At 41.8% G+C, this 25,599-nt stretch carries 42 protein-coding genes and 1 pseudogene; 38 read left to right on the top strand and 5 right to left on the bottom strand.

Annotated features, from left to right (window positions below; genetic code table 11):
* Positions 1–19: 19 nt before the first annotated feature.
* From zipA to HSM_RS03275, 3 genes are all read left to right on the top strand, one after another.
* The gene (gene zipA, locus HSM_RS03265; RefSeq protein WP_012341466.1) at positions 20–1,027 is read left to right on the top strand and encodes a cell division protein ZipA; all 1,008 of its coding nucleotides are present in this window, start codon (positions 20–22) and stop codon (positions 1,025–1,027) included.
* A gap of 512 nt (positions 1,028–1,539) precedes the next feature.
* Positions 1,540–3,210 (top strand): energy-dependent translational throttle protein EttA, encoded by a 1,671-nt coding sequence (gene ettA, locus HSM_RS03270; protein ID WP_011608528.1) that lies wholly within the window; start codon positions 1,540–1,542, stop codon positions 3,208–3,210.
* Positions 3,211–3,233: 23 nt separating this feature from the next.
* Positions 3,234–3,776: a hypothetical protein gene (locus HSM_RS03275; RefSeq protein ID WP_012341467.1), complete on the top strand. Its 543-nt coding sequence runs from the start codon at positions 3,234–3,236 to the stop codon at positions 3,774–3,776.
* Positions 3,777–3,781: 5 nt separating this feature from the next.
* Here HSM_RS03275 and HSM_RS10775 read toward each other — a convergent pair whose 3' ends face one another.
* The 4 genes and pseudogenes from HSM_RS10775 to HSM_RS03290 all read right to left on the bottom strand — a co-directional run bounded on the left by HSM_RS10775 (position 3,782) and on the right by HSM_RS03290 (position 5,955).
* Positions 3,782–3,925, bottom strand: coding sequence for a hypothetical protein (locus tag HSM_RS10775; RefSeq protein WP_157665524.1), 144 nt, complete (start codon positions 3,923–3,925; stop codon positions 3,782–3,784).
* A 259-nt stretch (positions 3,926–4,184) separates the two neighbouring features.
* Positions 4,185–4,682: pseudogene (locus tag HSM_RS03280) on the bottom strand (ATP-binding cassette domain-containing protein); the annotation flags it as partial.
* Between the two features lie 308 nt (positions 4,683–4,990).
* Positions 4,991–5,236 (bottom strand): S24 family peptidase, encoded by a 246-nt coding sequence (locus tag HSM_RS03285; protein ID WP_012341469.1) that lies wholly within the window; start codon positions 5,234–5,236, stop codon positions 4,991–4,993.
* A 191-nt stretch (positions 5,237–5,427) separates the two neighbouring features.
* On the bottom strand, positions 5,428–5,955 hold the full coding sequence (locus HSM_RS03290; protein ID WP_012341470.1) for a helix-turn-helix domain-containing protein: 528 nt from the start codon (positions 5,953–5,955) through the stop codon (positions 5,428–5,430).
* 136 nt (positions 5,956–6,091) lie between these two features.
* On the opposite strand from HSM_RS03290, the gene HSM_RS03295 reads away from it, so the two are divergent.
* From HSM_RS03295 to HSM_RS03420, 31 genes are all read left to right on the top strand, one after another.
* Complete coding sequence (locus HSM_RS03295) at positions 6,092–6,280, top strand: helix-turn-helix domain-containing protein (RefSeq protein ID WP_041605240.1); 189 nt, start codon at positions 6,092–6,094, stop codon at positions 6,278–6,280.
* An 8-nt stretch (positions 6,281–6,288) separates the two neighbouring features.
* Entirely contained in the window at positions 6,289–8,277 is a 1,989-nt protein-coding gene (locus HSM_RS03300; protein WP_012341471.1) for a Mu transposase C-terminal domain-containing protein, read from the top strand.
* 3 nt (positions 8,278–8,280) lie between these two features.
* Entirely contained in the window at positions 8,281–9,156 is an 876-nt protein-coding gene (locus HSM_RS03305; RefSeq protein WP_012341472.1) for an AAA family ATPase, read from the top strand.
* A gap of 9 nt (positions 9,157–9,165) precedes the next feature.
* A complete protein-coding gene (locus HSM_RS03310; RefSeq protein ID WP_041605015.1) occupies positions 9,166–9,360 on the top strand; it encodes a hypothetical protein in 195 nt (64 codons plus the stop codon).
* A gap of 18 nt (positions 9,361–9,378) precedes the next feature.
* Positions 9,379–9,594, top strand: a complete 216-nt coding sequence (locus tag HSM_RS03315; RefSeq protein ID WP_012341473.1) for a hypothetical protein — start codon at positions 9,379–9,381, stop codon at positions 9,592–9,594.
* 8 nt (positions 9,595–9,602) lie between these two features.
* Positions 9,603–9,797, top strand: coding sequence for a helix-turn-helix domain-containing protein (locus HSM_RS03320; protein ID WP_012341475.1), 195 nt, complete (start codon positions 9,603–9,605; stop codon positions 9,795–9,797).
* Positions 9,794–10,024 (top strand): hypothetical protein, encoded by a 231-nt coding sequence (locus HSM_RS03325; RefSeq protein ID WP_041605016.1) that lies wholly within the window; start codon positions 9,794–9,796, stop codon positions 10,022–10,024. Before HSM_RS03320 ends, HSM_RS03325 begins: the two co-directional genes overlap by 4 nt.
* 9 nt (positions 10,025–10,033) lie before the next feature.
* The gene (locus HSM_RS03330) at positions 10,034–10,651 is read left to right on the top strand and encodes a DUF3164 family protein (protein ID WP_012341476.1); all 618 of its coding nucleotides are present in this window, start codon (positions 10,034–10,036) and stop codon (positions 10,649–10,651) included.
* A gap of 2 nt (positions 10,652–10,653) precedes the next feature.
* The gene (locus HSM_RS10975; protein WP_165942799.1) at positions 10,654–10,815 is read left to right on the top strand and encodes a hypothetical protein; all 162 of its coding nucleotides are present in this window, start codon (positions 10,654–10,656) and stop codon (positions 10,813–10,815) included.
* A 2-nt stretch (positions 10,816–10,817) separates the two neighbouring features.
* The gene (locus HSM_RS03335) at positions 10,818–11,138 is read left to right on the top strand and encodes a hypothetical protein (RefSeq protein WP_012341477.1); all 321 of its coding nucleotides are present in this window, start codon (positions 10,818–10,820) and stop codon (positions 11,136–11,138) included.
* A gap of 196 nt (positions 11,139–11,334) precedes the next feature.
* Entirely contained in the window at positions 11,335–11,508 is a 174-nt protein-coding gene (locus HSM_RS10980) for a hypothetical protein (protein ID WP_165942800.1), read from the top strand.
* The gene (locus HSM_RS10985) at positions 11,498–11,665 is read left to right on the top strand and encodes a hypothetical protein (protein ID WP_012341478.1); all 168 of its coding nucleotides are present in this window, start codon (positions 11,498–11,500) and stop codon (positions 11,663–11,665) included. The genes HSM_RS10980 and HSM_RS10985 overlap by 11 nt, the downstream gene beginning before the upstream one ends.
* Positions 11,662–11,829, top strand: coding sequence for a hypothetical protein (locus HSM_RS10990; RefSeq protein ID WP_165942801.1), 168 nt, complete (start codon positions 11,662–11,664; stop codon positions 11,827–11,829). Before HSM_RS10985 ends, HSM_RS10990 begins: the two co-directional genes overlap by 4 nt.
* 2 nt (positions 11,830–11,831) lie before the next feature.
* Positions 11,832–12,224, top strand: a complete 393-nt coding sequence (locus HSM_RS03340) for a hypothetical protein (protein ID WP_012341479.1) — start codon at positions 11,832–11,834, stop codon at positions 12,222–12,224.
* Positions 12,225–12,331: 107 nt separating this feature from the next.
* Positions 12,332–12,682: a hypothetical protein gene (locus HSM_RS03345; protein ID WP_012341480.1), complete on the top strand. Its 351-nt coding sequence runs from the start codon at positions 12,332–12,334 to the stop codon at positions 12,680–12,682.
* Positions 12,682–12,816: a hypothetical protein gene (locus HSM_RS11130; RefSeq protein ID WP_256692750.1), complete on the top strand. Its 135-nt coding sequence runs from the start codon at positions 12,682–12,684 to the stop codon at positions 12,814–12,816. Before HSM_RS03345 ends, HSM_RS11130 begins: the two co-directional genes overlap by 1 nt.
* A complete protein-coding gene (locus HSM_RS03350) occupies positions 12,809–13,183 on the top strand; it encodes a hypothetical protein (RefSeq protein WP_012341481.1) in 375 nt (124 codons plus the stop codon). Before HSM_RS11130 ends, HSM_RS03350 begins: the two co-directional genes overlap by 8 nt.
* Complete coding sequence (locus HSM_RS03355) at positions 13,170–13,580, top strand: gp16 family protein (protein WP_012341482.1); 411 nt, start codon at positions 13,170–13,172, stop codon at positions 13,578–13,580. Before HSM_RS03350 ends, HSM_RS03355 begins: the two co-directional genes overlap by 14 nt.
* A gap of 59 nt (positions 13,581–13,639) precedes the next feature.
* Positions 13,640–14,134 carry a hypothetical protein gene (locus tag HSM_RS03360; protein WP_012341483.1) on the top strand — a complete coding sequence of 165 codons (495 nt, stop codon included), beginning with the start codon at positions 13,640–13,642 and terminating at the stop codon, positions 14,132–14,134.
* Between the two features lie 184 nt (positions 14,135–14,318).
* Positions 14,319–14,747, top strand: coding sequence for a Mor transcription activator family protein (locus HSM_RS03365; protein ID WP_012341484.1), 429 nt, complete (start codon positions 14,319–14,321; stop codon positions 14,745–14,747).
* Positions 14,748–14,829: 82 nt separating this feature from the next.
* Positions 14,830–15,366: an N-acetylmuramoyl-L-alanine amidase gene (locus HSM_RS03370; protein ID WP_012341486.1), complete on the top strand. Its 537-nt coding sequence runs from the start codon at positions 14,830–14,832 to the stop codon at positions 15,364–15,366.
* A gap of 2 nt (positions 15,367–15,368) precedes the next feature.
* Positions 15,369–15,512, top strand: coding sequence for a hypothetical protein (locus tag HSM_RS10780; protein ID WP_157857762.1), 144 nt, complete (start codon positions 15,369–15,371; stop codon positions 15,510–15,512).
* Positions 15,509–15,751, top strand: coding sequence for a DUF2644 domain-containing protein (locus tag HSM_RS03375; RefSeq protein ID WP_012341487.1), 243 nt, complete (start codon positions 15,509–15,511; stop codon positions 15,749–15,751). The genes HSM_RS10780 and HSM_RS03375 overlap by 4 nt, the downstream gene beginning before the upstream one ends.
* Entirely contained in the window at positions 15,748–16,002 is a 255-nt protein-coding gene (locus HSM_RS03380) for a DUF2681 domain-containing protein (RefSeq protein WP_012341488.1), read from the top strand. Before HSM_RS03375 ends, HSM_RS03380 begins: the two co-directional genes overlap by 4 nt.
* 110 nt (positions 16,003–16,112) lie before the next feature.
* Complete coding sequence (locus HSM_RS03390) at positions 16,113–16,367, top strand: hypothetical protein (RefSeq protein WP_012341489.1); 255 nt, start codon at positions 16,113–16,115, stop codon at positions 16,365–16,367.
* Positions 16,367–16,621 (top strand): hypothetical protein, encoded by a 255-nt coding sequence (locus HSM_RS03395; RefSeq protein WP_012341490.1) that lies wholly within the window; start codon positions 16,367–16,369, stop codon positions 16,619–16,621. The genes HSM_RS03390 and HSM_RS03395 overlap by 1 nt, the downstream gene beginning before the upstream one ends.
* A complete protein-coding gene (locus tag HSM_RS03400) occupies positions 16,622–17,125 on the top strand; it encodes a DUF1804 family protein (RefSeq protein WP_012341491.1) in 504 nt (167 codons plus the stop codon).
* A 102-nt stretch (positions 17,126–17,227) separates the two neighbouring features.
* Entirely contained in the window at positions 17,228–18,871 is a 1,644-nt protein-coding gene (terL, locus tag HSM_RS03405) for a phage terminase large subunit (protein ID WP_012341492.1), read from the top strand.
* A gap of 3 nt (positions 18,872–18,874) precedes the next feature.
* Positions 18,875–20,533, top strand: coding sequence for a DUF935 domain-containing protein (locus HSM_RS03410; protein ID WP_012341493.1), 1,659 nt, complete (start codon positions 18,875–18,877; stop codon positions 20,531–20,533).
* Complete coding sequence (locus HSM_RS03415; RefSeq protein WP_012341494.1) at positions 20,520–21,794, top strand: phage minor head protein; 1,275 nt, start codon at positions 20,520–20,522, stop codon at positions 21,792–21,794. Before HSM_RS03410 ends, HSM_RS03415 begins: the two co-directional genes overlap by 14 nt.
* 134 nt (positions 21,795–21,928) lie before the next feature.
* A complete protein-coding gene (locus HSM_RS03420) occupies positions 21,929–22,117 on the top strand; it encodes a hypothetical protein (protein ID WP_041605020.1) in 189 nt (62 codons plus the stop codon).
* A 4-nt stretch (positions 22,118–22,121) separates the two neighbouring features.
* On the opposite strand, the gene HSM_RS03425 is transcribed toward HSM_RS03420, so the two are convergent.
* Complete coding sequence (locus HSM_RS03425; RefSeq protein WP_041605022.1) at positions 22,122–22,307, bottom strand: hypothetical protein; 186 nt, start codon at positions 22,305–22,307, stop codon at positions 22,122–22,124.
* 60 nt (positions 22,308–22,367) lie between these two features.
* On the opposite strand from HSM_RS03425, the gene HSM_RS03430 reads away from it, so the two are divergent.
* The 4 genes from HSM_RS03430 (at position 22,368) to HSM_RS11215 (ending at position 25,599) form a co-directional block, all read left to right on the top strand.
* A complete protein-coding gene (locus tag HSM_RS03430) occupies positions 22,368–22,853 on the top strand; it encodes a phage virion morphogenesis protein (protein WP_012341495.1) in 486 nt (161 codons plus the stop codon).
* Between the two features lie 260 nt (positions 22,854–23,113).
* Positions 23,114–24,154 carry a phage protease gene (locus HSM_RS03435; protein WP_012341497.1) on the top strand — a complete coding sequence of 347 codons (1,041 nt, stop codon included), beginning with the start codon at positions 23,114–23,116 and terminating at the stop codon, positions 24,152–24,154.
* A 4-nt stretch (positions 24,155–24,158) separates the two neighbouring features.
* A complete protein-coding gene (locus HSM_RS03440; protein WP_012341498.1) occupies positions 24,159–25,085 on the top strand; it encodes a Mu-like prophage major head subunit gpT family protein in 927 nt (308 codons plus the stop codon).
* A 43-nt stretch (positions 25,086–25,128) separates the two neighbouring features.
* Positions 25,129–25,599 (top strand): hypothetical protein, encoded by a 471-nt coding sequence (locus tag HSM_RS11215; protein WP_012341499.1) that lies wholly within the window; start codon positions 25,129–25,131, stop codon positions 25,597–25,599.

Below are 25,599 nucleotides of genomic sequence, written 5' to 3' on the forward strand. Positions count from 1 at the left end.
CAAGTAGGAGAACAAGATAATGGATTTAAATGCTATTTTAATTATTTTAGGTGTAATCGCATTAATAATTTTAGTTGCACATGGCATATGGTCTAATCGCCGCGAAAAATCGCAGTATTTTGAAAATTCAAAAAACTTTACTCGAGAGGCACGTATCCGTGAACCACAAGAAAATCAGCAATATCAAACCGCTGATCAATCTCAGTCGGATTTTCAACGTAATTTGCTTGAAACTGATAATGACTGTTTTTCTAGTGAATCAGCACATAATTCTCACCAACCTCTTTATCATTATAGTGAGCAAAGTGCGGTACAATCTGTTGATCAAATTAAAATTAGGTTGCCTGACAGTGAGCCTAACTATGTAATGCAAGAACAGTTCTCACCGAAGCATACCGACTACGCCTCCATGAGCATTGAAGAACTGGAAAAATCAATTGATCTTGATGAGGGAATTAATTCATCTTCTCAACATTTACGCCAAGAGCTAGCTCAAATTTCAGGGCAATCAATAGCTGATGATAAGGTCAATATAGAAGAGCATATTTTTACTGAAAGCAGCATATCTTTTGTAGAACCACAGACAAACACGGAATTCCAACAGGTTGTTGAAAAAACAAAATCAGGTAATTCTTCTTTTATCATGCTTTATGTGGTTGCCTCTGAAAATCAAGGTTTTAGCGGTTTGCAATTGACTAAAACACTTGATGAGTTGGGATTTATTTTTGGTAAAAAACAGATTTATCATCGCCATGTGGACTTAAGTATTACAAGCCCTGTTTTGTTTAGTGTGGCAAATATTGAACAGCCCGGTACGTTTGATTTAACAAACATTGCAGATTTTTACACGGTTGGAATTGCATTATTTATGCAACTGCCTTCTTATGGTAATGTTACAGCCAATTTACGAATGATGATTAGAGCGGCAAAAACCATCGCTCAAGATTTAGACGGTGTTGTTGTAACAGAGCAACAAGAAATTTTTGATGAACAAGCTGAAAGGGATTATTTGGCTCGTGTTTCTTGAGTGGCAAAATTTGGGAAATATTGACCGCACTTTATGCTTTAAACTTTCAATAGGCTTTTGTTTAAAAATACTGAAAACTATTTGGATGTGGGAATTCTACGTCAAAAATGCTGTATGAATTTGCTATAATCAACGAAAGACGCAAAACAAGTGTGAATTTCAGTTAAATTATTGCCATAAAATATGATTTATATCAATAAAGTATTCAATGTTGGTTGAGTTTGTAGGCTAAAATTTTGTAGTATATGCACCATCAAGTGATTGCTTGATGTTCATAAAGTTCCTAAATAAAATAATCATAATATAGCAAAACTGCTTTGTGACCTCCCTCTTGGGAGGTTTTTTTAATTAATTACAAAGTTGGAAGTTTAACGTTTCTTTGACTGATAAACTGTTCTTTTCCTGTATGTCTATGGCACTAAGTCCTTACTCGCTAAATTTCTACGTTCAATTCGCTAAATCCTATAATTTCAAGTAAAATAACCGCACTTTTTACATCATAGAGAGAATATATGTCATCACAATTTGTTTATACTATGCACAGAGTAGGTAAAGTAGTTCCGCCGAAACGTCATATTTTAAAAGATATTTCTTTAAGTTTCTTTCCCGGTGCAAAAATCGGAGTGCTTGGCTTAAATGGTGCCGGTAAATCTACCTTATTACGTATTATGGCTGGAATTGATAAGGATATTGAGGGAGAAGCTCGCCCACAACCCGGTATTAAAATTGGTTATTTGCCACAAGAACCTAAGCTTGAACCTCAACAAACCGTTCGAGAGACCATTGAGGAAGCTGTCGCTGAGGTAAAAAATGCGTTAGTTCGCTTAGATGAGGTTTACGCATTATATGCAGATCCTGAAGCAGACTTTGATAAATTAGCAACCGAACAGGCAAATCTTGAGGCGATTATTCAAGCTCATGATGGACATAATTTAGAAAATCAATTAGAACGTGCGGCAGACGCCTTACGTTTACCGGATTGGAATGCCAAGATAGAACATCTGTCAGGCGGTGAGCGTCGTCGTGTAGCACTTTGCCGTCTATTACTTGAAAAACCGGATATGTTGTTACTTGATGAACCCACTAACCACTTAGATGCGGAATCCGTGGCTTGGCTAGAACGTTTCTTACATGATTATGAGGGGACCGTTGTGGCAATCACCCATGATAGATACTTCTTAGATAACGTGGCAGGCTGGATTTTAGAGCTTGACCGAGGAGAGGGTATTCCTTGGGAAGGCAATTACTCCTCTTGGTTAGAACAGAAAGAGAAACGTTTAGCTCAAGAGCAAGCTACAGAGTCCGCTCGTCAAAAATCTATTGAAAAGGAATTGGAATGGGTTCGGCAAAATCCTAAAGGTCGTCAAGCTAAAAGCAAAGCTCGCATGGCACGCTTTGAAGAGCTTAACTCAAGCGAATATCAAAAACGCAACGAAACTAACGAACTCTTCATTCCACCCGGTCCACGTTTGGGTGATAAAGTTATTGAAGTGCAGAATCTTACCAAATCTTATGGCGACCGCACTTTAATTGATAATCTTTCTTTCAGTATTCCAAAAGGGGCGATTGTGGGGATTATCGGAGCAAATGGTGCTGGGAAATCCACTTTATTCCGTATGCTTTCAGGACAGGAACAGGCAGATTCTGGCTCTATTACTTTAGGTGAAACCGTGGTAATGGCATCGGTTGATCAATTTCGTGATGCGATGGATGACAAAAAAACGGTTTGGGAAGAAGTTTCCGGCGGCTTGGATATTATGAAAATCGGTAATTTTGAAATCCCAAGCCGTGCTTACGTTGGACGTTTCAACTTCAAAGGCGTTGATCAACAAAAACGTGTCGGTGAATTATCCGGTGGTGAGCGTGGGCGTTTACATTTAGCCAAACTTCTACAAGTGGGCGGAAACGTATTACTATTGGATGAACCAACCAATGACTTAGATGTAGAAACGTTACGTGCATTAGAAAATGCGATATTGGAATTTCCGGGTTGTGCCATGGTTATATCCCATGACCGTTGGTTCTTAGATCGTATTGCTACCCACATTCTCGATTATGGTGATGAAGGTAAAGTTACTTTCTACGAAGGTAACTTTACCGACTATGAAGAATGGAAGAAGAAAACTTTCGGTGCAGAAGCAACTCAGCCACATCGTATTAAGTATAAACGTATTGCAAAATAATTCTTTGTATAAAGGGAAATATTATGAAAAAAATCATTACCGTATTATCAGTTTTAGCTGTATCTGCTTGTGTTTCAACAGAGCTATCGACACAAAATAAGGCATATAACAATTTACAAGATGCACGTATCCGTTTATATGGGCAAAATCGTCGTCCCTCATCAATGGAAATTGAAATTAATGGCAAGACTGAAAAAATCACCGTTGGAGGTGGGTTGGGACAGGCTTTTGGTTCAATGCTTGGAGTTAAAGGGAATGAAAGCATTGGTATGCCTGAAACTGAACTTAGCAAAGATCCTTCTGCTCATTCAAAACTACTTTCGAGTATCTTCTTTAAAGAATTCGTTATACCGGCAGGTAAAGAAGTAAAAGTTACTAACAGTATTCATGACGTAACGAATATGGGAGAATATTATACCTCAACACATAGAATAACCACCACTACAACATTTAAAGGGTGTAACGGTGATGTCATTACTTTTATTGCAGAAGCAGGAAAAGATTATGAAGTGGCTCCTATTAGCTCTAATAGAGAATGTGGTGTAACTGTTTACGAGATCAAATAATTTTATCAGAAGCCCATTATAAACTGTCTATAAAGTAACCGCACTTTAAGTGCGGTTCTTTTATGTTGCGTGATTATGGCAGGCTCAATATCAGCAATAGGATATTCACTTTTACCGGAAAAATCATTGAAAATTAACAATGACAACATAAAGCTTTCTAGATGAAATCAGCACAGAAGAGTTGCCCCGAAGGCACTAAAAAGATTAGCGACCGTATTTGTTGAACAAGAACCTTGCCGAGCTTTTATCTGGGAAAGTCAAAAAGTTCGTCGTACTGTGCTGTTTGTTGCTAAAAGTGTTGGTTTTATTGGAAACCTAACCTGGTCATAAAACTCTGTAAAACTGTTTGCGGATCTAAATATATTGAAGAAAACAACCGCACTTATTGGATTAAAGTGCGGTAAGTATTTAGCTCAAATTGGACGCTGTGATAAGACGTTGCGTATAAGCATTTTTAGGTTGGGTAAATACCTGCTCGGTTGTACCCGTTTCGACAACCTCACCTTTACTCATAACAATAACATTATCGCTTAGTGCTTTTACTACAGATAAGTCATGACTAATAAAAATATAGCTCAAGCCATATTTTCGTTGTAGTTTATTGAGTAATTCGATGACGGTAATTTGTGTTGAACGATCGAGTGCAGAAGTCGGTTCGTCCAGCAGAACAAATTTCGGTTCAAGAATAATCGCACGGGCAATAGCAATGCGTTGTCGCTGTCCGCCTGAAAACTCATGAGGGTAACGATTAATCATAGAGGGAGAAAGATTAACTTCCTCCAACATATTCATGACTTTTTGTCGCCGCTCTTGTTTACTCATGTGCGGGCAATGTACAGTAAGACCTTCTGCAATAATTTTATGGGGTAGTAACAATATTTGCATAAAGTAAAAGAAAAATTTGGGTCGGAAAAAGTTAGGTGAGGGCTTGTGGTTATTGGGTTTGTTGAGGTTGGGGCGTTGGTTTTATGCAAAATAGGGAAATGAGCAGGAATGGTAAAAAATGGGTAAAAATTGGATTATTTTTTGCATAAAAGTGATCAGGGTTTAGATGGTTTTTAAAAGATTTTTAAAACAGGTTTAAAACTCTAAAAATGGTAGTAAAAACTAGGCAAGGCGATTTCAGGTGAAATCGCCTTTATTTTTTTGGGGGGAAATCTTGTGGTTTTGGTGCGTTTAGGTGAAATCTGACTTATTTTTGTGAGGGATTATGCCTAAAAATCACGATAGCCACGCACTACTTGCCCAATAACGATAAGGCTATTTGCTTCTTCAGCTTCTAGCTTTAATGGGCGGTATGTTGGGTTATCGCTAATTAACTCTACCCCATCATAGGTTAACTGCACTTTTTTCACTAGCATTGACCCATCATTATTTAAAACAAATATTTTCCCATCAACTAAATTACGTTTAGAGCGATCCACAATGATTTCTTCACCATCTTTTAAGGTTGGATACATACTTTCACCGCTCACCAAAAAACATTGCACAGTTTTCAGCCTTTAAGTGCTTTGTTTGTAGCCAAACAAGTTCTACTTTTATCATCTGTGAGAACTACACAGTAAATTTATTTAACTGTGTAGTTAGTACCAATTTTTTATAAAGTAAACAGAATACATAAAAGAACAATATAATCAATGTGTTATAAATTTTAGGCGTTTTTTTTCGGATTTCTTTTTGTGTAGTCTAATAACTCTTTTTCTGTGTATTCAGCTAAACGCATATTAGCGATTGAATGCTTACAACACATTTTGGCTGTTTCGGAGATTAACTGCTTACCTTGAGTATCACTTCTTCTAAAATTTGCCAGTAACTTTATTTCATCCATATTCAGTAAAACTGGATTTATTGCATCAGAAGGCGTGATTAGTGAAGGGTTAATTGTGGCAGAATAATCATCCATATCTATTTCAGTTGCTTTATCTTTAATGGCGTTCACAAGATCCTCATTATTAGCATTATTTGGTTCTCTAATCCCAGATAGAATGTAATTGATATCCAGTTTTAAATCTGGACGCTCAAGCTCTAATAGTCTTAAGGCATTTTCAGGAAATACACCTCTACGCTTTCTTTCAGCAAAGGCACTTTTTGACATTTTTAAAAGTTCAGCCACCTCTTTATCCATCGTTAATGATAGTTCAGTTTTTAATCGATTGGCGATGTCTGTGAAATTTTTCATAAAAAACCTCTTGAAATTCATAAAAATCATATTTAATATGAACTCAGTAAACAATAATGAACTTTATGATTTCATATTAATTCGTATTGTTCTTATTCTAGTTCAAAATATGTTTTTAGTCCATAGAGGAGTTTATATGAAAAAAAGAACGAGAGATGAAGCTAAAAATTGGTTCAGAGAAATGAATGTAACGCAATCTGAATGGGGGCGAAGAAATGGTTATAGCTCTAATGAAATTAGCCGAGTATTGACGGGAAAATCAAAATGCCTTTATGGAAGAGAACGAGAAATTGCTATTAAACTCAATATAGCTTTAGAAAGTTAGAGGTTCATATGTGTGAACTAAAGCCATACTATTCTGCTCAAGAGTTAATAGGTTTACAGCTAGTAATCTTACCAACGACCAAAAAAGCAGTAATAGACAAAGCCAAACGCGAAAATTGGCAATCTCGTAAACGTGTTGGTCGTGGCGGTGGTGTTGAATACGCCCTTTCCTCTCTCCCTCAAGAGGTGCAAGAGGAAATCAGAGATAAATTTGCGACCTCGGTTGTGGCGGGCAAGCCTAAAAAGTTGCCAGTGTTGAAATCGGTCGTGTTGGAAGACCTCACCGAAAAACAACGCCAAGCGGCAGATGCAAGAATGACGTTAGTGGCTTATATCTTGCAGTTGGAGCAAGCACAACCTCGTTATAAAGCGGTGAAGTTTTTTTGCCAGCAGGCGAAACAAAATTTGTTATCACCTGAATTAATGGCATTAGTGGCTAAGGCGAATAACAAAAAAGGTGAAAGCCGTGTGATTGGTGAACGCACCTTAAATCAATGGGTGTTGGATTATGAAAAAGCGAGCACCCCAGAAGAACGTTTAAAAGCTCTTGCCCCTATGCAACGGGTGGCAAAAAAGGCAGAAGACATTTCGTGGTTGCCTGATTTTCTAGCGGAATACCGCCAAACCAATGGCATTAATGTGGCAGAAGCCTATGGGTATTTTGCTCAACATTGGCGAGAGCGTTTTGAGGATCAACCCTTAATGCTTGAGATGTTGCCAAGTCTTAATCGTGTCAGAAGAGCGTTAGCCAAATTGCCTCGCCATATTAAAGAAATTGGGCGTAAAACGGGGTCAGAGCTTCGGGCATTAAACACTTATGTGAAGCGGGATTGGTCGAAATTGTTGGTAAATGACATCTGGGTAGGCGATGGACACAGTATGAAAATGAAAGTGGCTCACCCTGAACACGGTAGCCCTTTTATCCCTGAAATCACGCTGATTATGGACGCCCCTTGTCGTTACATTGTGGGTTGGTCGGCAAGTCTGTCAGAAAACGCCCTTGCGGTGGCAGATGCGTTACGCAATGGGATCGAACAGCACGGTATCCCTGCGATTTATTACTCCGATAACGGGGGCGGTGAGAAAAACTGGCTACTTGATGGGGATATTACAGGGATGTTGCCCCGTTTAGGCATCAATCACCAAACAGGGATACCGGGCAACCCACAAGGGCGTGGGATTATTGAGCGGGTACACCAAACGATTTTATACCGCATTGCACGCCAATTTGAAACCTATCACGGCAGCGGTGCTGATAGGGAAACGGTGAGAAAGGTTAGCACTGGCGTGGTATCCCTTGAAAAAGCCTTGCGAAAAGGCACTGCACTTGAAGATTTAACCCCGAAACAACGCGGGGCTATGGGTAAGTTACCCAGTTGGAATCAGTTTTTAGATGCGGTGCAAGCGGGCATAGATTGGTACAACAACGAGCATAAACACAGTGAAATCGGCAATGTTACCCCCGCAGCCAAACGCCGTGAATTAATGGCAAAAACGAATGAAGAAAACTTGGTTTACCTCACCCAAGTTGAAGCACGGGATCTGTTCCGCCCAGCGGTAGAGCGTACACCAGAGCGAGGTTGGGTGCGGTTGTTTAATAACTTTTACTTTAGTGCGAAGTTGTTAGAGGTAGATAGAGAAAAAGTGCAGGTGGCATTTGATATTCACGACCCAAGCCGTGTGATTATTCGCAGGCTAGATGGGGTGTTTGTCTGTTATGCAGAGCTTGATGGCAATAAGCGTGATGCGTTCCCGATGAGTTTTGTGGAGAAAACGAGAAAAGAGCGTCATCAACGCCGAATGAAGCTAAAACAAGAGCAACTTGATGAAATTAATGCGGAACTCAACCCCGTGCTTACCATTGAACACAAAGAAAGTGCGGATTGGTTACATCAGTTACGCATAAATAAACAAAATGAATGGGAGGAAGACGCGGAAGAAATTGCGGTTTTCCCAAGTGAAATGAAATGTCAATTATTAAAAAGAAAGACAGGTTAAACAATGAAAGAGCAATTACAACACTATATGCAGACACAGGGGCTAACGCAGGGGCAAATTGCTAAGGCGATTGGTAAATCCATCACCACTGTGAGCCAGTATTTAAAAGGCAATTACAACGGGAAAACCGATGAAATTGATGATGCCGTTGCCCGCTTGTTGCAACGTGAAAAAGATAAGGTGGTGGAACGCCGTTTTAACAGCGAATTTGTGGAAACTTACGCGGCACAGCGTTGTTTAGATGCTATCTACATTGCCCACGCAGAAAGTGATATTGCAGTGATCACAGGGGCGGCAGGTTTAGGCAAAACCCAAGCACTAAAACACTACATGGAACGCAACCCTGAAACCATTTTTGTGGAAGTTGAACCAAGTTACAGCCCGAAAGTGTTACTTAAAAATCTGTGTCAGCAGTTGGGACTAAACGAAAACGGACTAAATCACGAGCTCTTTACCCGTATCACCGAAAAACTTGGCGAAAACCGCTTAATTATTGTGGACGAAGCGGAACTATTAAGCACGAAAAGTTTGGAATATTTACGCCGTATCCACGATTTAACCAAGTGCGGTGTGGTGTTGGCAGGAATGCCGAGATTAATCGTTAATTTAAAAGGTAAATATGGTGAGTTAGCCCAGTTATACAGCCGTGCGGGCGTACATTGCGATTTACAAAACGCCCTAGATAAGGAAGACATCGCCTTACTTGCCCAGCAAGGCTTAGGTACGGACGAATTTAACGACCTGCTTTACAAAGTAAGCAAAGGCAACGCAAGACGATTGAACAAGTTAATGCGTGGCGTGATCCGCGTGGCGGAAATGCACGGAAAACCGATTAGCGAGGCACTGATTAACCGTTATGCGGAAATGTTGATTAATTAAGGAGGAAATATGGGCTTTAAAACAAAAGAGTTTGATAACTGGATAGGAAAAAATGGTGACATTTTGATTTCTAAAAATTCAAAAGATAAATGGATTGCTGCAGGGGGATGGAGCGAAGAAGAGGACGACTTTACTTTGTACAGCGTATTAAAGAATAGAAAGGCATGGCTGAATTTTTACCGTCAAACGAGAGTGACTAAATAAGGATTAAGGAGAAAGAAAATGGCAAGAGCAGACATTATTGACACAGCTTATGCGTTACGTCGTGAGGGTGTGGAGATTGTGAAATCAAAAGATGGGCGTTTTCCGAGTTTTTTAATTTTACGCCCAAGCCAACGCTTAATAGCAAATGCAACGCAGATTGTGGAACGCATTAACGGGCAACGCCGTGAGCGGTTTATCACTCAAGTGGGAAATTGTACGGTGTACTGGTTTTGAGGTGAGCAATGGCAAAGTCTCTGGATATTTACGCCGTCTATGAGGGTGAGGATAACTTAGGTGACGGCACAGCGGAACAGTTAGCAAAGCAATTTAACTTAAGTAAAACAACGATTTACCGTTATGCTAAGTTAGGCGATAAAGGAAGTAAGAAAAAACGGTTAATCATCATCAAAATTGATAAAGAGGAAAAAGAAAAATGAAAAAAATTGCCGTAATTTGCACCGCACTTTTGTTGGCGGGGTGCATTGAAAAAGCGCCACTTAATGATATACAGCCAATAAAAAGGTATCAGGTAAGCACATACGGCGAACTTAAAGAGGTATGTATTGATGGTGTGGTGTATCTACTACTCATAAAGGGTGGTATTACCCCAAAAATCAACGCCAATTATGACGTTTATATCTGTAACCAATCAACTAACCCATAGGAGAAAACAATGAAAACTGTAATCGAAGGCAAAACCTACTGGAAAGATGCAAAAGGCAACCTTACCCCAGAAGAATTAGTGAAAGACATCGACAAAGAACGCGATGCACTGGTGCAAGAATGGGTAGAAAAAGCCAAAGCCTTAAACGCGGAAATGAGCCGTTTTAAAGGCGGGATTTTTGGCGATATTCAGGCGTTTGTGGAACTTTCCGCCGAAAAATACGGCACAAAACTGGGTGGCAATAAAGGCAACGTAACGCTATTTAGCTATGACGGTAAATACAAAATCGTGCGAGCGATTAGCGATCATTTGCAATTTGATGAACGCATTCAGGCGGCTAAGGCGTTAATTGATGAGTGCCTTAGCGAATGGTCGGAAGGCTCTCGCCCAGAGCTAAAAACCTTGATTGAGCGAGCGTTTGATGTGGATAAAGAAGGCAATATCAACACAGGGAGAATTTTAGGCTTACGCCGTGTGGAAATCACCGACCCACGTTGGCTAAATGCAATGCAAGCCATTAGCGAAAGTGTGCAAATCGTAAGCAGTAAAGCCTATGTGCGAATTTATGAGCGGGTGGGTGATAGCGATCAATATCAGCCGATTAGTTTGGATATGGCGGGGATGTAAAAATGTTTGAAGATGTTAGTGATTTAAAAGAAGCCTATGATTTTTATAAAGCAGTTAAGAAAGATAAAGATGCTATTAGGTGTGGTTGTTTAAGTGACGCAGAAGATTGGATATGGAGAGAGCCGCATGCGTTATTTGCAGAAGACGATGAGCAGGAGGTATAGCAATGTTAGAGAAAGTTGCAAAATACAGTCGAATTTTTTCGGGAGCAGTGGCGATTACCATATTGCTGATTGCAGTGCCTGTGTTTTTTATCCACGAAGCCGTAGCGATAAAGTTGATGGCGTCAGCGTGTAATTTTTTTGCCATTTTTGTCTTTTTTGAGGTTTTAAACCTTAAAAGTTGGGTACAACAAAATATCGCAACATTGATAAAAAGTGCAGAAATTGCATCAAAAGCCGCTTATAGCTTAAAGCAGCATAAAGGGCTAAATCTTGTGGTCAATGGCAACACAGTTACACCTGATAGTAGTGAACGGGAGGTATAAATGGAAATGTTACTTTATATCGCTGTTGGCGCATTTTTATTCCCTTTTTGTTTTGGTTTAGGTTGTATATGCGTCTATAAAATGATGGAGAAATTGGTCAAGTTAAATATGGATTAAAGCCCTTTTCAACACGCTTTAAAGCCCATTTAAGGCGTGTTTATAAAGTGTTTTAAATCAAAAAATAGGAGCAATGACAATGAATTATCACGCTGAAATAGACGTTAAATTGACTTTGGGTATTGAAGCTGAAACCAAAGACGAGGCGATATGTTATATCGACCAACTACTGGAAGAAATCCATGAAGGCTACGCTATTGGTCTGAAGTATCGAATTAATTTTGTAAATGAGGAATGCGACGATGAAGAATAAATATCTTGTCAGAGTGTACGGAATGGTTGAAATCACCATGGAAGCCGAAAGTATTGAGCAGGCAATGGCACAATGTGATTTGAATACCTTAGATTTAAATAAATTGCCACATCAAATCACTGAAATTGATGATGTAGTTGAAGTGGAGGAAGTATGACAAAGCAAAAACAAAGCGAACTCCAGCTCAAGCTGGATATGATGATCGGACAGCTTCAACAGGCGGTTAGAGCGATTAATACGGGCAACTATATTGCGGCGGGGGTGTATATGGAAATGGTGCAAAACCAACTGCCAAAGGCGAGATGGCAGGTAAGGGGGTAAAGATGAAATCTTTTACATTAATTTTAACAGCAACTTTTGATTTTCGCGATGATGAATTTAATGATATCGGTTTTAAATGGTCTAGTATAGACGGAAAGGCATTATTAGATGCGCCAAGAGAACTGGATTTTACAATTTATAAATTGATGAAAGATTGTACTTACGCATTGCCTATTTTATCCCATTTTTTTAAGGAGTTTAGTCAAGAGAAGCAACCCGTCATGGCAACTGCAAGCGTGCAGTTTGAAGGGGAAAATGAGGATTGGCAGCTAGCTTTTTCTGCACTAGAAAAAAACGAAGTAAACGAATATATCCAAGGATTGCTTTTTGGGTTGCTAACACAGAGAAATGAACTTTTGCGGAAGGTGAAGTTATTGGAAAAGGAATTGTATTAAAACCCATTTACCGCCCTTTTAAATCTCCCCTAGCCCCTCTTTACCAAAGAGGGGAACTGAAAGGGCGGAATAATGTGTTTTAACCCCGTTTTAAAAGGAGTTTAAAAATGAAATGTAAATGCCCTGCGTGCGGGGCGGTGTTGTCGTTAGATGTGTTGTTGCAACACGAGCAAGCGAGCCTTGCGGTGATGAATGCCTTATCGCTCAATGGCGAGTTTGGGCGGTTGGCGGTGCAGTATTTAGCTCTATTCCGCCCTGAAAAATCCGCACTCACAATGGATCGCTTAGCGAAACTACTCAGTGAATTGGTTGATGAGGTGCAACGCGGGCAGTTTTGCCGTAATGGGCAGGTTTATTCAGCCCCCATTGAATGTTGGATTGATGGCTTAACCATTGTGTTAAATAGTCGCCACCATATCAAACGCCCCTCGCCTCACACGGCTATTTGTATGAGGTGATGACCAAATGGCAAGGCAGAAATAGCCATCATAATATGATGAACGGACAAAGTAATCCGCCTGCCACTGCCCCACAATTCGGCAGCAAAACGGGCAAAGCTCTGCAAAATTTAGCGGAGTTTGCCAATGGCTGACGAAAAATGGCTAAAACGAACCGTAGCTCAAGGGTTGGGAAAATTGGTGGTGTTACGCCTTGCCAACCAACCGCCCGAAGAGATGATCAAGGCTACGGCAGAAGTGTGGGTGCAGGTGATTTTAAGCCAACGCATTTATGGCGGCTGGCAAGAGAAAGAAGATAAATGGCGAATTGAACAGGCGTTTATGCGGTTATGTGCAGAATGTGAGCGTTTCCCCGCCCCGAAAATGCTGTTAGACCGCTTACCCAAACGTAAAACCCTTGAACTACCACCACCTCAACCAAAACCATTAACCCCAGAACAACAAGCGCACGTCAGTAAAATGTTAAACGAATGGCGAGGAGTATTAAATGCAAAACGATAGTTACCGAAAAAATCTCATTGCTAAAGTGCATATTGGTAAAAGTCAGTTAAAAATGGACGAAGAAACCTACCGCACTTTTTTAATGAACGCCGTAAATAAAACCAGTTGCAAAGCAATGAGTAACACCGAGCTTAATCAAGTGTTGGATTTAATGGCACAACGTGGGGCAAAAGTGTGGTCGAATTTTTGGGGAAATCGCCCAAGTCCAGCTAAAGCGAAAAAGCCGTACCTTGCCAAAATCACCGCATTACTTGCTAAGCATAATCTTACACCGCAATATGCTGACGCGATTGGCAAAAAAGCCTTTGGTATTGAATTTATTGACTGGCTTGCTGTGTGGCAATTAAAAAAAGTGATTCAAATGTTGTCGGTGTATGATAATAAGAAGAAGTTGTAAAATATTTTGCATAAGTATAAATTAAAGGTTCGTTTTGAGCCTTTTTTAATGGAGCAAATATGAGAAAACTGATAAATCTCTTAATATTTACAATAATACTTATTCCAGTATCACTGCAATTATTATCTAATCCTGCTTGGGGAAAGGGTCGTTATCTGCCAAAATGCAATGAAGTAGATGATCTTTTAAGCCAAATTTTAAATCAGCAAACTAAAGAAACAAATATTGACTTAACGCTCAAAAACATTACTGCTGTTAGAGAGGTAAAAAAGATAGAACAAGATAAAAATATACGTCTTTGCTACGCAATTTTACAAACGGCAACCTACAATAAACTAGAAGCATTATATTCGGTTTCTCCTGATGGTAATGATTTTTGGGTGCAAATAGAAGAAGTAAACCCTATTATTGATGCCAAGACATTAAGTAAAACGGGTGATATGTTAAATAATCAAATGGGAGAAGATAGATTACAGGCTTTTGAAATGGCGAAAAAATTTGGTGATATGAAAGAGGCTTGTCTATCCTTGAGTGTCGCCAAAAATTTTTCTTAAGTGCAAAAAATGAGGTTAAATATATACAAACCAATAAACTATTAGAAGAGTTCTGCAAAAAGTAAGTATAGGCTATCTAAAATCCCGCCAAGTGCGGGATTTTTTTCAAAAAATTCTCCAGTTAAGTGATCGTTTGAAAAATCCCGTGTGATAATGGCGAAAAAATCAATACGGGAGATTAAAAATGAGTCATCTTGAAGATGTTGCAGACTGCTTACCCCCTGTTGTACTGGAAATGGTGGATTTGGTGGGCTTTGAGGTAACCGAAAAAATCATTCGTCATTTTGGCGGGGTATGTTTTTTATTTAGTGATGGTGCGATGTATTTCCCGAAACTAAAATCGCTGGTTGGATTAGAACATGCCACCGCACTACGCCAGTATTTTAAAAGTGAAGAAGTCTATATTCCTCGCTGTGAAGTGGCATTAAGAACCTTACGTAATATTCGCTTGGTGAATGACTTTTTAATTAAAACCCAAGTGGAGGGAAAAAGCGGGCGTGCAGCAATGTTGGAACTTTGCACCAAATATGCCCTTTCTGATCGCCAAGCGTGGGAAATTGTGCGTAATGCCCAACGTAACTCACCGCTTGCAACCAAATCATCCCTATTTTAACTGTGGAAGTGCTTTGTCTATTAGGCTAACCACACAAATCTGATAATCACCTCAATAATGTCTTTGATTATTGAGGTTTTTTATGCCCTTTCCAATTACAAAAATTGTGGTGCATTGTAGTGCCACGCAGAACGGTAAATCCTTACGCAATGAAAGGCTAACCGCAGCCCAACGGATTGATCTTTGGCACGCTAAGCGAGGTTTTTTGCGGAAAAATCACCAATTTAACCCGTACTTACGCCATATCGGCTATCACTTTGTGATTGATACCGACGGCACTGTAGAAACAGGACGTGCAGAAGGAGAAATCGGCGCACACGTTAAAGGGCATAACGCCCATAGTTTAGGCATTTGTCTTGTAGGTGGCATTAGCATCACAGGCAAAAACTACGGACGCTACACTGTCAAACAATGGCAAGCCTTGTATCAACTCTTACAAAAGTTAGAAGCCAAATACCCAGAAGCACGCATTTGCGGGCATCGGGATTTATCGCCTGATTTAAACGGTGATGGCACGATTACCCCAAACGAATGGGTAAAAGACTGCCCGTGCTTTGATGTTTGGGAGTGGCTGGATAGCGAGCAAGTGATTAATCAATCACACTTATTTAAGGAGTAATTATGCCAACGACTATTTTAGGTATTATCGCCGTAACAATGGTAATCGGTTGTTTTTTCAAGGTCGGGGAAGCTATCGGAGCTTGTATCGGCGATCAGATTAAATATCGCTATGTACTTTGGCGAGATAAACGAGGGGAAAAATGAAACTCAGTGAATTAATTACCAACGATAACGGCAGGCTTAGCACCACCGCCTTTATCCAATTTTTCGGAGCGGTTTTAATGGCGATCATTTTGGCGTATAGCGTCTATTTAGACCGTGCAAATGTAAGCGAACTGTTTACCACCTTTGCTTTATTTTGTGGCGGCGGTGTGGCCACCAAAGGCTTTGCCAATGCCCTTAATCGCCGTAAATCTTCACTAGCACAAGGAGAAGAACAATGATGTGGCAGATGTATGCCCTTGCGGGGCTAGGTGCAGTGTTTGTGGCGATTTATGCTCGGTTACATTGGCAAAGTAAAAAACTCAGTGAAAAGCAAAAAGAAATCGAAATGGTGAAAGCCGAAGCCAGAGCCATCGCGGAGGAAATGGAAAATGCAGAAAAACGTCAGCAAATTGAAGCAGCTCATCGCCGTCTTAACGCTCACGGCGTTGATGACCAGTTGCAGTCAAAAGGTTACTTCCGTGAGGATTAGCGGTTGCAGTGCGTTTGGGCTGATTTACCCCAGTCGTCAAGATACATTAGAAACCAAACGGCAGGTGCTGAACCATAATTTAGCCTATGAGCAGATTTGCGGGGTGAAACGTGGATCTACAAATTAGCGGTGAGTGGGTGTTTAACGGGGTGGTATCCATTGCCGTTACCTTTGTCGGGTTTTGGTTGCGATCGGTCAAGGAAGAGCTGAAAGAACTCAAACAAGAATGCAAAGACATCCGCAATAACTATCAAACTAAAGAGCTTGCCAAGGTGCATAGCACACACACGGACAATATTTTGGCGGAAATTCGGGACGAATTAAAAGCAATGAATCATAAATTAGACAGCAAGGTGGATAAATAATGTCAGCCAGAGAACAAAAGCGTTTGAACCAACGCAACACCAACGAAAAACTCGATGAACTGTTGGATTTAAGCAAAGAAGCGAATCGCAAAATCGACCGTATTGGGGAGCGGGTCAATGATATTGATCATCGTTTGTCATCGCTCGAAACCCAAGTGGGCAAAGTGACCACCAAAGCCTTTGTGGCTGGCGGTTTAGGTGGTGCAATGGTTGCGGTGGGCATTGAGTTAATCAAAGCAAAATTTGGGGGCTAAATGGCTCACGATGAGAAAGTGCGGGCATTAGTACGCCGTTATTATGTGTTTGACCGCTTTACCCTTGAGCAATCTGCACAAAAAGCCGACGTGTCTTTTGGTACAGCGCGCCGTTGGAAAGCGCAAGCCCTAAATAAAGGGGACGATTGGGATAAGGCGCGCGATGTGCATATTATGGCAGGCGGTGAAGTGAATATGATTTCGCAAGGTTTATTGGCGGGATTTATTTTGCAGTATCGCACCACAATGGACGAATTACAGCAAAACACTGAATTGAGTGCCAAGGATAAGGTGATGTTACTTGCCGCCCTTGCGGATAGCTTTACCAAAATGACGGCAGCAAGTAAGCGGATTTTGCCAGAAGTATCTGAATTGGCGGTGGCAATGCGTACCGTTGAGTTATTTGGTGAGTATATCCATCAACATCATTCTTCCCTAATGGAGCCTTTTATTGATGCATTGAATGGATTTGGGCAAACACTCAATGAGGAATTTAAAAAATGAACCTATTGAGTTTTCTTTTTGTGATTGCGGCTTGCCTTTCTGCCCGTGATGGTGGGGCGTGGGGCTGGTGGGTATTTTTAGCATTATTAGTGAGTGATTAAAATGAAAAGCAAAGATTTTTTGAAAGAATTAAGTGCTTATGCTGATAGCCTACGGCAAAAGTTAGAAGCCTCTTTTGAGGGCTGGAATGATAGCCCTGAAGCCGTGGTTGAACGCCGTAAAAAAGTGTTTGATACGATTTCGGGTTATGAATATTTTGTCAATCATTACTTTCCGCATTACACCCGCTCAAGCTCAAAATCCAAATTGCATCATTATCTATTTGAACGCTTGCCCGCCATTTTACAGCAAGAGAAAGGTTGCCTAGATGCCATTGCTGCACCCCGTGGTGAAGCTAAATCTACCTTGGTTTCGCAGCTTTATACTCTTTATTGCTTGGTGACCCAACAGAAAAAATATTGCCTCATTGTCATGGACAGTATCGACCAAGCCTACCCAATGTTGGAAGCCATTAAAGTGGAGTTGGAATTTAATCAACGGCTACGCATTGATTTTCCCGAAGTGGCAGGACAAGGGCGTGTGTGGCAAGCAGCAACGATTGTTACCCACGCTAATCAAAAGGTGCAAGTGGCAGGTTCGGGCAAAAAATTGCGTGGTTTACGCCACGGGGCATTTCGTCCTGATTTGGTGGTGCTGGATGATATTGAAAATGACGAACAAGTCAGAAGTCCAGAACAGCGGGATAAATTGCATAACTGGTTAAAAAAGACCGTGTTACCGCTTGGCTCTGCGGGGGATAAATTTGACATTGTGTATATCGGGACAATCCTGCATTACGACAGTGTACTCAATCGCACCTTGCACAATAAAGCGTGGCATACGGCAAAATTTAAAGCACTCACAAAAATGCCCGACAATATGGCGTTATGGGATAAGTGGGAAGATTTTTACCTAAACGAGGGCGAAGCGGTTGCCGATGCCTTTTATCAGCAAAATAAAGCCGAAATGGACGCAGGAGCGGAAATCTCTTGGGCAGCTCGTCCACTCTTGGCGTTAATGAAAATCCGAGCACGAGATGGACACGCCACCTTTGATAGCGAATACCAAAACGACCCGGTTAGCGGTGATGATGCCATTTTTGCCAACAGTATCCAATATTGGACATCACTCCCTGATAACCTGATTTATTTTGGTGCGCTTGACCCTTCAATGGGTAAGGCGGGAGCTAGTCGCGACCCGTCCGCAATTTTAGTGGGTGGCTATCATCGCGAAACAGGCAAGCTCTATGTGATTGAGGCGCAGATTAAAAAGCGTCTGCCCGATTTAATTATCGAAGATGTGATTAGGCTCAATAGCCAATACCAATGCCACCGTTGGTTTGTGGAAACGGTGCAATTTCAGGAATTTTTGCAAACAGAACTTGTTAAGCGTTCCGCCCAACGGGGCAAGCCTGTGCCAGCCACGGCGATTAAACCGAATACCGATAAAATGCTACGTATTGAGAGCTTACAACCGCATATCGTCAATGGCTTAATTTTGTTGCATCACAGTCAATCCACCTTAATTTCACAGCTACGTCATTTCCCAAAAGCCGACCACGATGATGGTCCCGATGCCTTAGAAATGCTATGGAAAAATGCGGTGCTCAACTCTGCCTCCATTGAGTGGACAAGCCTGAATGAAGCAGAGTTAGATAACGATTGGCGTGATGAAGATGATGATATTTATAGCATTTGGAAAGGATAAACAATGGCAAAGAAAAAACGCAATAAGCACAAACAAGCACAAAATAAAAGTGCGGTTAAAATTGGGCAAGATTTTCAAACCAACGAAGCTCGTATTACGGAGAATGGGCGGATTATTTCCGACCACCCAAGCAATAAAATCACGCCTGCCAAGTTAAAAAGTATTTTTGAGGATGCTGAGGCGGGCAATATCCAAACCCAGCACGAACTCTTTATGGATATTGAAGAGCGGGACGGCGATATTGCGGCAAATATGGCAACCCGCAAACGGGCGATTTTAACGCTGGATTGGCGAATCGCCGAACCTCGCAATGCCACGACCGCCGAGCAGGGCTATCAACAAGAGGTGGACGAATATTTTTATCAATTTTCCGAGCTGGAAAACCTGCTGATGGATTTAATGGATGCAGTGGGCCACGGCTTTTCGGCGTTAGAAATTGATTGGCATTTTATTAACGGAAAATGGCAACCAAAAACCTTTATACACCGTCCGCAATCGTGGTTTAAGATTGATAAAGACGACAATTTATTACTCAAAACCCCTGATAATTACGAAGGTGAGCCACTACGCCCATTGGGCTGGGTGGTGCATACGCATAAAACTCGCTCAATTCAGTTAGCTCGCCTTGGTTTGTATCGTACACTTGCGTGGCATTATATGTTTAAGCATTACGCCGTCCACGACTTTGCCGAGTTTTTGGAGCTGTATGGTATGCCTATTCGCATTGGAAAATACGGTGCGGGGGCAACCAATGAGGAAAAACGTACCCTTTTGCGTGCTTTGGCTCAAATTGGACATAACGCGGCGGGCATTATGCCTGAAAGTATGGAAATTGAGCTACATAATGCGGCGAATGGCTCAAGCGTTAATAACCCATTTTTGCAAATGATTGAGTGGTGTCGTACCGAGATTGCTCGCCTGATTTTGGGGCAAACGCTCACATCAGGAGCGGACGGTAAAAGCTCAACCAATGCACTTGGCAAGGTGCATAACGAAGTACGCCGTGATTTGCTGATTGCCGATGCCAAACAAATTGCACAGACCATTACCAAGCAAATTATTTTGCCTTATTTACAGCTCAATGTTGATCCGAGCATTGATGAAAGCCGCTGCCCTCGCTTTGAGTTTGACACCGCAGAATATGAGGATTTAGAAAAATTCGCCAAAGCCTTGCCTGATTTAGTCAATATCGGCGTGGCTGTGCCTGAAAGTTGGGTGCGGGAAAAATTGGGTATTCCCGAACCGCAAGAGGGCGAAGCGATTTTAAAAACCGTTCAAAGCGACTTTAAAGAAGAGTTAAATGATGATGAAAAAGAAGAAAAAACCGAGCAAAAACGCACCGCACTTACTTTCAGCCCTCACACTGACTGTGGTTGCGGCTGCCGCCAAACCGCCTTGTCCACCGAAAACCAAAGCACGGACGAACAGCAGATTTTAGATAATGTGCTAGATGAGGGCTTGCAACAGGTGGATTTTAACGCCCAACTTGATCCTATGGTACAAAAAGCCGTGGCGTTGATGTTGAGTTGCGAAAGTTATGAGGAAGCGGGCGAGAAACTGGCCGAGGCTTACCCAGATTTAGAAAGTGACGAACATCACGCTTATTTAAGTCGTGCGTTATTTTTAAGCGAATTATTAGGGGGCAGCAATGCCCGCCGTTAATTTTGCTTTGGGGCTTGAGCCAAAAGAAGCCATTGCGTTTTTGAAAGGCAAAAAAGCTTTACTTGACCATTTGGACGAGAAAGGCTTGCTGGAAAGTGCCAGAGCCAAAGCCACACGCATTGCGAACATCACCAGCCTTGAAATGACCAAAGATATTTATCAATCGCTGATCATCGCTCAAGAGCAAGGGCAATCTTTCGGCGAGTGGAAAAAAGGCATTTTTGAACACTTCAAAAAGAAAGGTTGGATTGCGGGCTATGACAAAGGCTATTTATTGGCTGATCCAAAAACAGGTGAGTTTTTTGGCACACCAAGACGGCTTGAAACCATTTACCGCACCAATATGCAGGCGGCTTACTCGGCACAGCGTTATCAGCAAATGCGAGATAATGTAGATAGTCGCCCTTATTGGCAATATAGTGCGGTCAATGATGACCGCACTCGCCCAAGCCACAGTGCAATGAATGGGTTGGTGTATGCCTATGATGATCCATTCTGGCATACCTTTTATCCGCCCAATGGCTTTAACTGCCGTTGCACGGTGATTGCGTTAGCGGAAAGAGATATTAAACGGCGTAACCTCATCGTTAGCCAAAGCGAGGGGCGATTGGTGGAATATGAACGCAAAATCAATCAGCGAGAAACCGAGAAAACCACGGCGTTTAAGGTGAGTGAAGATCGTTGGGTGATCACCGACCGAGGGTTTGATTACAACGTGGGGCGAACGAGCTATAAACCCAACTTAGACCTTTACCCTGAAAAACTCGCTCACCAATTTGCCAAACGGGAAATGAGCGGGGCGGGCTTTCAATGGGATTTTCACCAATTTGAAAAGGAATTTAAGGCAGCTAAACAAGCCTTAAAGTTAGGCGATAAACCGAATAGTACGCAACTGACCGCCATCCGTAACCAACTACGGCGGGAATATAAATTTACCGCAGGCGTATTAAATGCGGCAGATAAAGCCAAGCTCGGTAGCCAAACTGCGACCGTGTGGCTGTCTGATGATACGTTAATTAAGCAGTTTAGTAGTCGAGAGGGGCAAAATTTCGGGGCTGAGGAGTATGCGGTATTGCCTGAGTTGATTTATGAACCTGATATGCTTTTACCTACAAGAGAAAAGCATTTCCAGTTTTTTAAACAAATTAAAGGTCATAGATATACTGTGGTTTTGAAAGTATTGGAAAATGAGGTCTTTGTGCAATCATTCAGAAAAATGAGTGAGAAACAGTGGGATAAGGCATTGAAAGGTAGCCACTAGGCAGGGCTCGAACCCACTGCACACAATCCCCGGTACTCTTTCAACCGCTCGTCCGCGATCTTCGAGATTCATCGCTTTTCTAGTGGCTGTGTTGAATATACCCTTTTTTATTTTTAATGACAATAGGAGATGCAATGGAAACATTACTTAACGACAAAAATTGGCAGGCTTACTTACCCTTAGCTTTGAGCCTACAGGAAAAAGATGAGATTAAAGCCGCATTGCTGAAAAACATAGCGCAAACCCCTGACAGTTTTACTGCGCTATGTGAATACTTAAGATGCTTACGCATTATTGAAGAATATCCGTTAAAAACGGAATAAGTAATTATCTATGCTGGATTTGCTCTTGGTATAGCCGTTTAGAAATAGCCAAGATTAATTGAGTTAAATGCTCGGCGGTTTGCTCAACCTCTTTTGTATCATTAGGCAGAGTATAATTGGGGTGGGTAATGAGATCACGAGCTAACTCAATAGCGAGTTTATCTGTATTAGTAGTTCTTTCTATTTTCATCGTTATTTCCTTATTTAAAATGGGCGATATTACCCATTCTTAGGGTAGCAGAGGCATATTATGATTGAAATAAAAATCAATAATGAAAAAGAGGTCTTTGCGTTATTGGAACGCTTAAGCCAAGGTGTGCGTTATAACGCCCCTTTAATGCGTACCATTGCAGGGACAATGCAATCAGCGGTCGATCAAAACTTTCAGGCAGGTGGTCGTCCTAAATGGCTGGGGGTAAAATCTCGCTCCAATGGTTCGCCCTTGATTGATAGTGGGGCGTTACGCAATAGCATTCGTGCCAGTTGGGATAATGATGAAGCCCTTGTTGGCACAAATTTAGCCTATGCGGCAATTCATCAATTTGGTGGCAAAACCAAACCGCATAAGATTAAACCTGTAATGAAAAAAGCCTTGAGCTTTGGGGGTATTGTGCGAAAATCTGTTAATCACCCAGGAAGCAATATTCCCGCCCGTCCATTTTTGACCCTAACTCCACAAGATGAGGCAGATATTTTAGAGGACGTGCAAGACTATTTTAAACAGATAATTAAATAATGCTATTTAGCCCCTAAATCGCACGCTGTGCGATTTTTTCTTTTAGGGGGTACGATTTATCATTCAAAAATTTTTAAAATAAATTAAAACGATTTAAAACGGTTTTAAAATGGGTTGTGTTTTAAATCAGTCAGCTTCTTTCTATTTTTCAGCTATCTCTCTTTTCCCTCTCCTTTCTGTTGTGTGGAAGCCTATTCACAGTTTTAGCACATCGCAAATCGCTATGCTATGTCAAGATTAAGCAATAAAGGATTTTTTTGATGAAACTTGCAGCCTGTAGTTTTGAGTTGAGCCAAGCCAAAAATGGGCGTATCCAGTTGTTGCCTTACGGTGCATTTCGAGCCACAGACGGACGACCTTTTGACGTGGAGGCTTGGTATGTAACAGACACAAACGGTAACGATGTGGTGGCATTGGCAAATAGCCAACGCAACCCACTCCCAATTGATTACGAACATCAGATTTTGCACTCACAACAAAATGGCAAAGAAGCACCAAGTGCGGGGTGGATGGATTACCTCTATTTTACCCCGCAAGGTATTTTTGCCGATGTGCGTTGGACGGACAAAGCCGCCGACTATATCAAAAACGGGGAATATCGCTATATCTCTGCGGTGTTTAGTTATGACACGCAAGGCTATGTACGCAAAATCTTTCACGCCGCCTTAACCAATACACCTGCTTTAGATGGGATGGATGAGGTGATGGTGGCTGCCAGCCAACAATTTTTAACCAACCAAGAGGAAACACCAACAATGGATAAAGCCTTACTTGCGGCATTGTGTGCGTTATTTAACACGCCGAATGCCACCGAAGCTGAAATCAGCCAAAAAATCACCGCACTTGCACAGTCCAAAGGAGATAGCCAAGTGGCGTTATCAGAGGTTTACATCAAGCTCGCTGAAAAAGAGCAATCTGTTGTGGCATTGACCGCACAAATTGCCAACCCTGACCCTGCTAAATTTGTGCCAGTGGAGCAAGTCGCTGCCTTAACGGCCGAGTTCACGCAATTTAAGCAAGGCATTGAGCAAAAAGAAAAAAACGCATTAATTACCACCGCACTTTCGCAAGGCAAGCTCGCTCCTGCATTAAAAGACTGGGCAGAAAGTTTAAACCTTGCAGCATTAACGGATTATTTAGCCAAAGCCCCAGCGATTGCCGCATTAAGTGGCGAACCACAAGCCAAAACTGACCCGAACGAAAATCAAGTGGCAGCCTTAAGTGCGGAAGATAAGCACGTTGCAAAAATGCTGGGCTTAACGGACGCGGAATATCGTAAAAATTTAGAAACAGGAGCTTAACCCTATGAGCGTTGAATTTAAAAAATCAGAAATCTTAAAAAAATTAGATACCCAATTTCGGGCGGAATTTAGCAAAGGAATTGCCCATATTCAACCACAATACCCGAAAATTGCGATGACTGTGCCGTCTAACACCGCAACCAATACCTACGGCTTTATGCGTGCGTTCCCGAAAATGACGGAATGGGCAGGCAAGCGTACGATTAAAAATATGTCAGCGGTGGGAATGACCCTTGATAACAAAAAATACGAAAGCACGGTTGGCGTACCACGTGAAGCCATTGAAGATGACCAAGTGGGCTTATTCCGCAATATGATGGCTCAAGCAGGGCAATCGGCAGCGGAATTGCCTGATGAGTTGATCTTTAAATTGTTGCTTGCGGGTGAAAGTACGCTCTGTTATGACGGGCAAAACTTCTTCGACACCGATCACCCATACTATCAAGATGTCGATGGCACGAATGCGGGAACAGCACAAAGTAACATTACCACAGGTTCTGATAGCGGTGCGAAATCTTGGTATGTGCTAGATACCAACAACGTGATCAAACCGTTTATTTTCCAAGAGCGCACCAAGCCAGAGTTTGAGGGCAAATTTGATCCGTCTAAGTCAGATACCGTGTTTATGGAAGATGTGTATTTATGGGGCGTGCGTTATCGCTGTAATGCGGGCTTTGGTTTTTGGCAACTCGCTCACAAGGCGAAACAGCTTAACTTAACTGCGGATAATGTGATGGCGGTTATTACCAAAATGACCACCTTAAAAGCCGATGGCGGGGTGTTTATCAATGTGCGACCAACCACGCTTTTAGTGCCACCAAGTTTAGAAAAAGCGGCGTTAGATATTTGTAACGCTGATGTGATTGGCGGCACAACCAACACCTTAAAAGGTCGCTTACAGGTAATGGTATCCCCTTACATTATCGAATAATCATTTTTCCCCGCCTGCGGGCGGGGCGTTAAGGAGAAGGATTATGGCAAGAAAAACCAAAGCCCAGAAAGAAAAAACGGAAGCGGAAAAAGAAAACTTAGAAGCTAACGTGAAAGATGACGCATTAAAAAACGATGCTGAAACCGACCGCAACCTAGAAGATAGCACGACAGCCAAGGCAGAAGATGAGACGGTAAAAAACGCTGACGAAACTGACCGCACTTTAGAAGAGGGTGCAACAGCCGAGGCGGGCGATGAAGCATTGAAAAACACCGCTGAAACTAACTGCACTTTAGAAGATGACAAGGTGGTTGAAGGTGGGCAAGTGATTAACCCGATTGCTTATGCTGTCAAGTTGCGTGCCATTCACCCGCACGACAGCTACGGGCGTTGTGGTTACCGTTTTTACAAAGACAAAGAAACGGAAATCCCAGCGAACGACTTAACGGGAGAGCAGGTTTTAACCCTTGCGGAAGATCCGTGGTTAGAACTTGTGCCAGTGTGTGAGGAATAG

Source organism: Histophilus somni 2336, from assembly GCF_000019405.1.
Lineage (GTDB): Bacteria > Pseudomonadota > Gammaproteobacteria > Enterobacterales > Pasteurellaceae > Histophilus > Histophilus somni.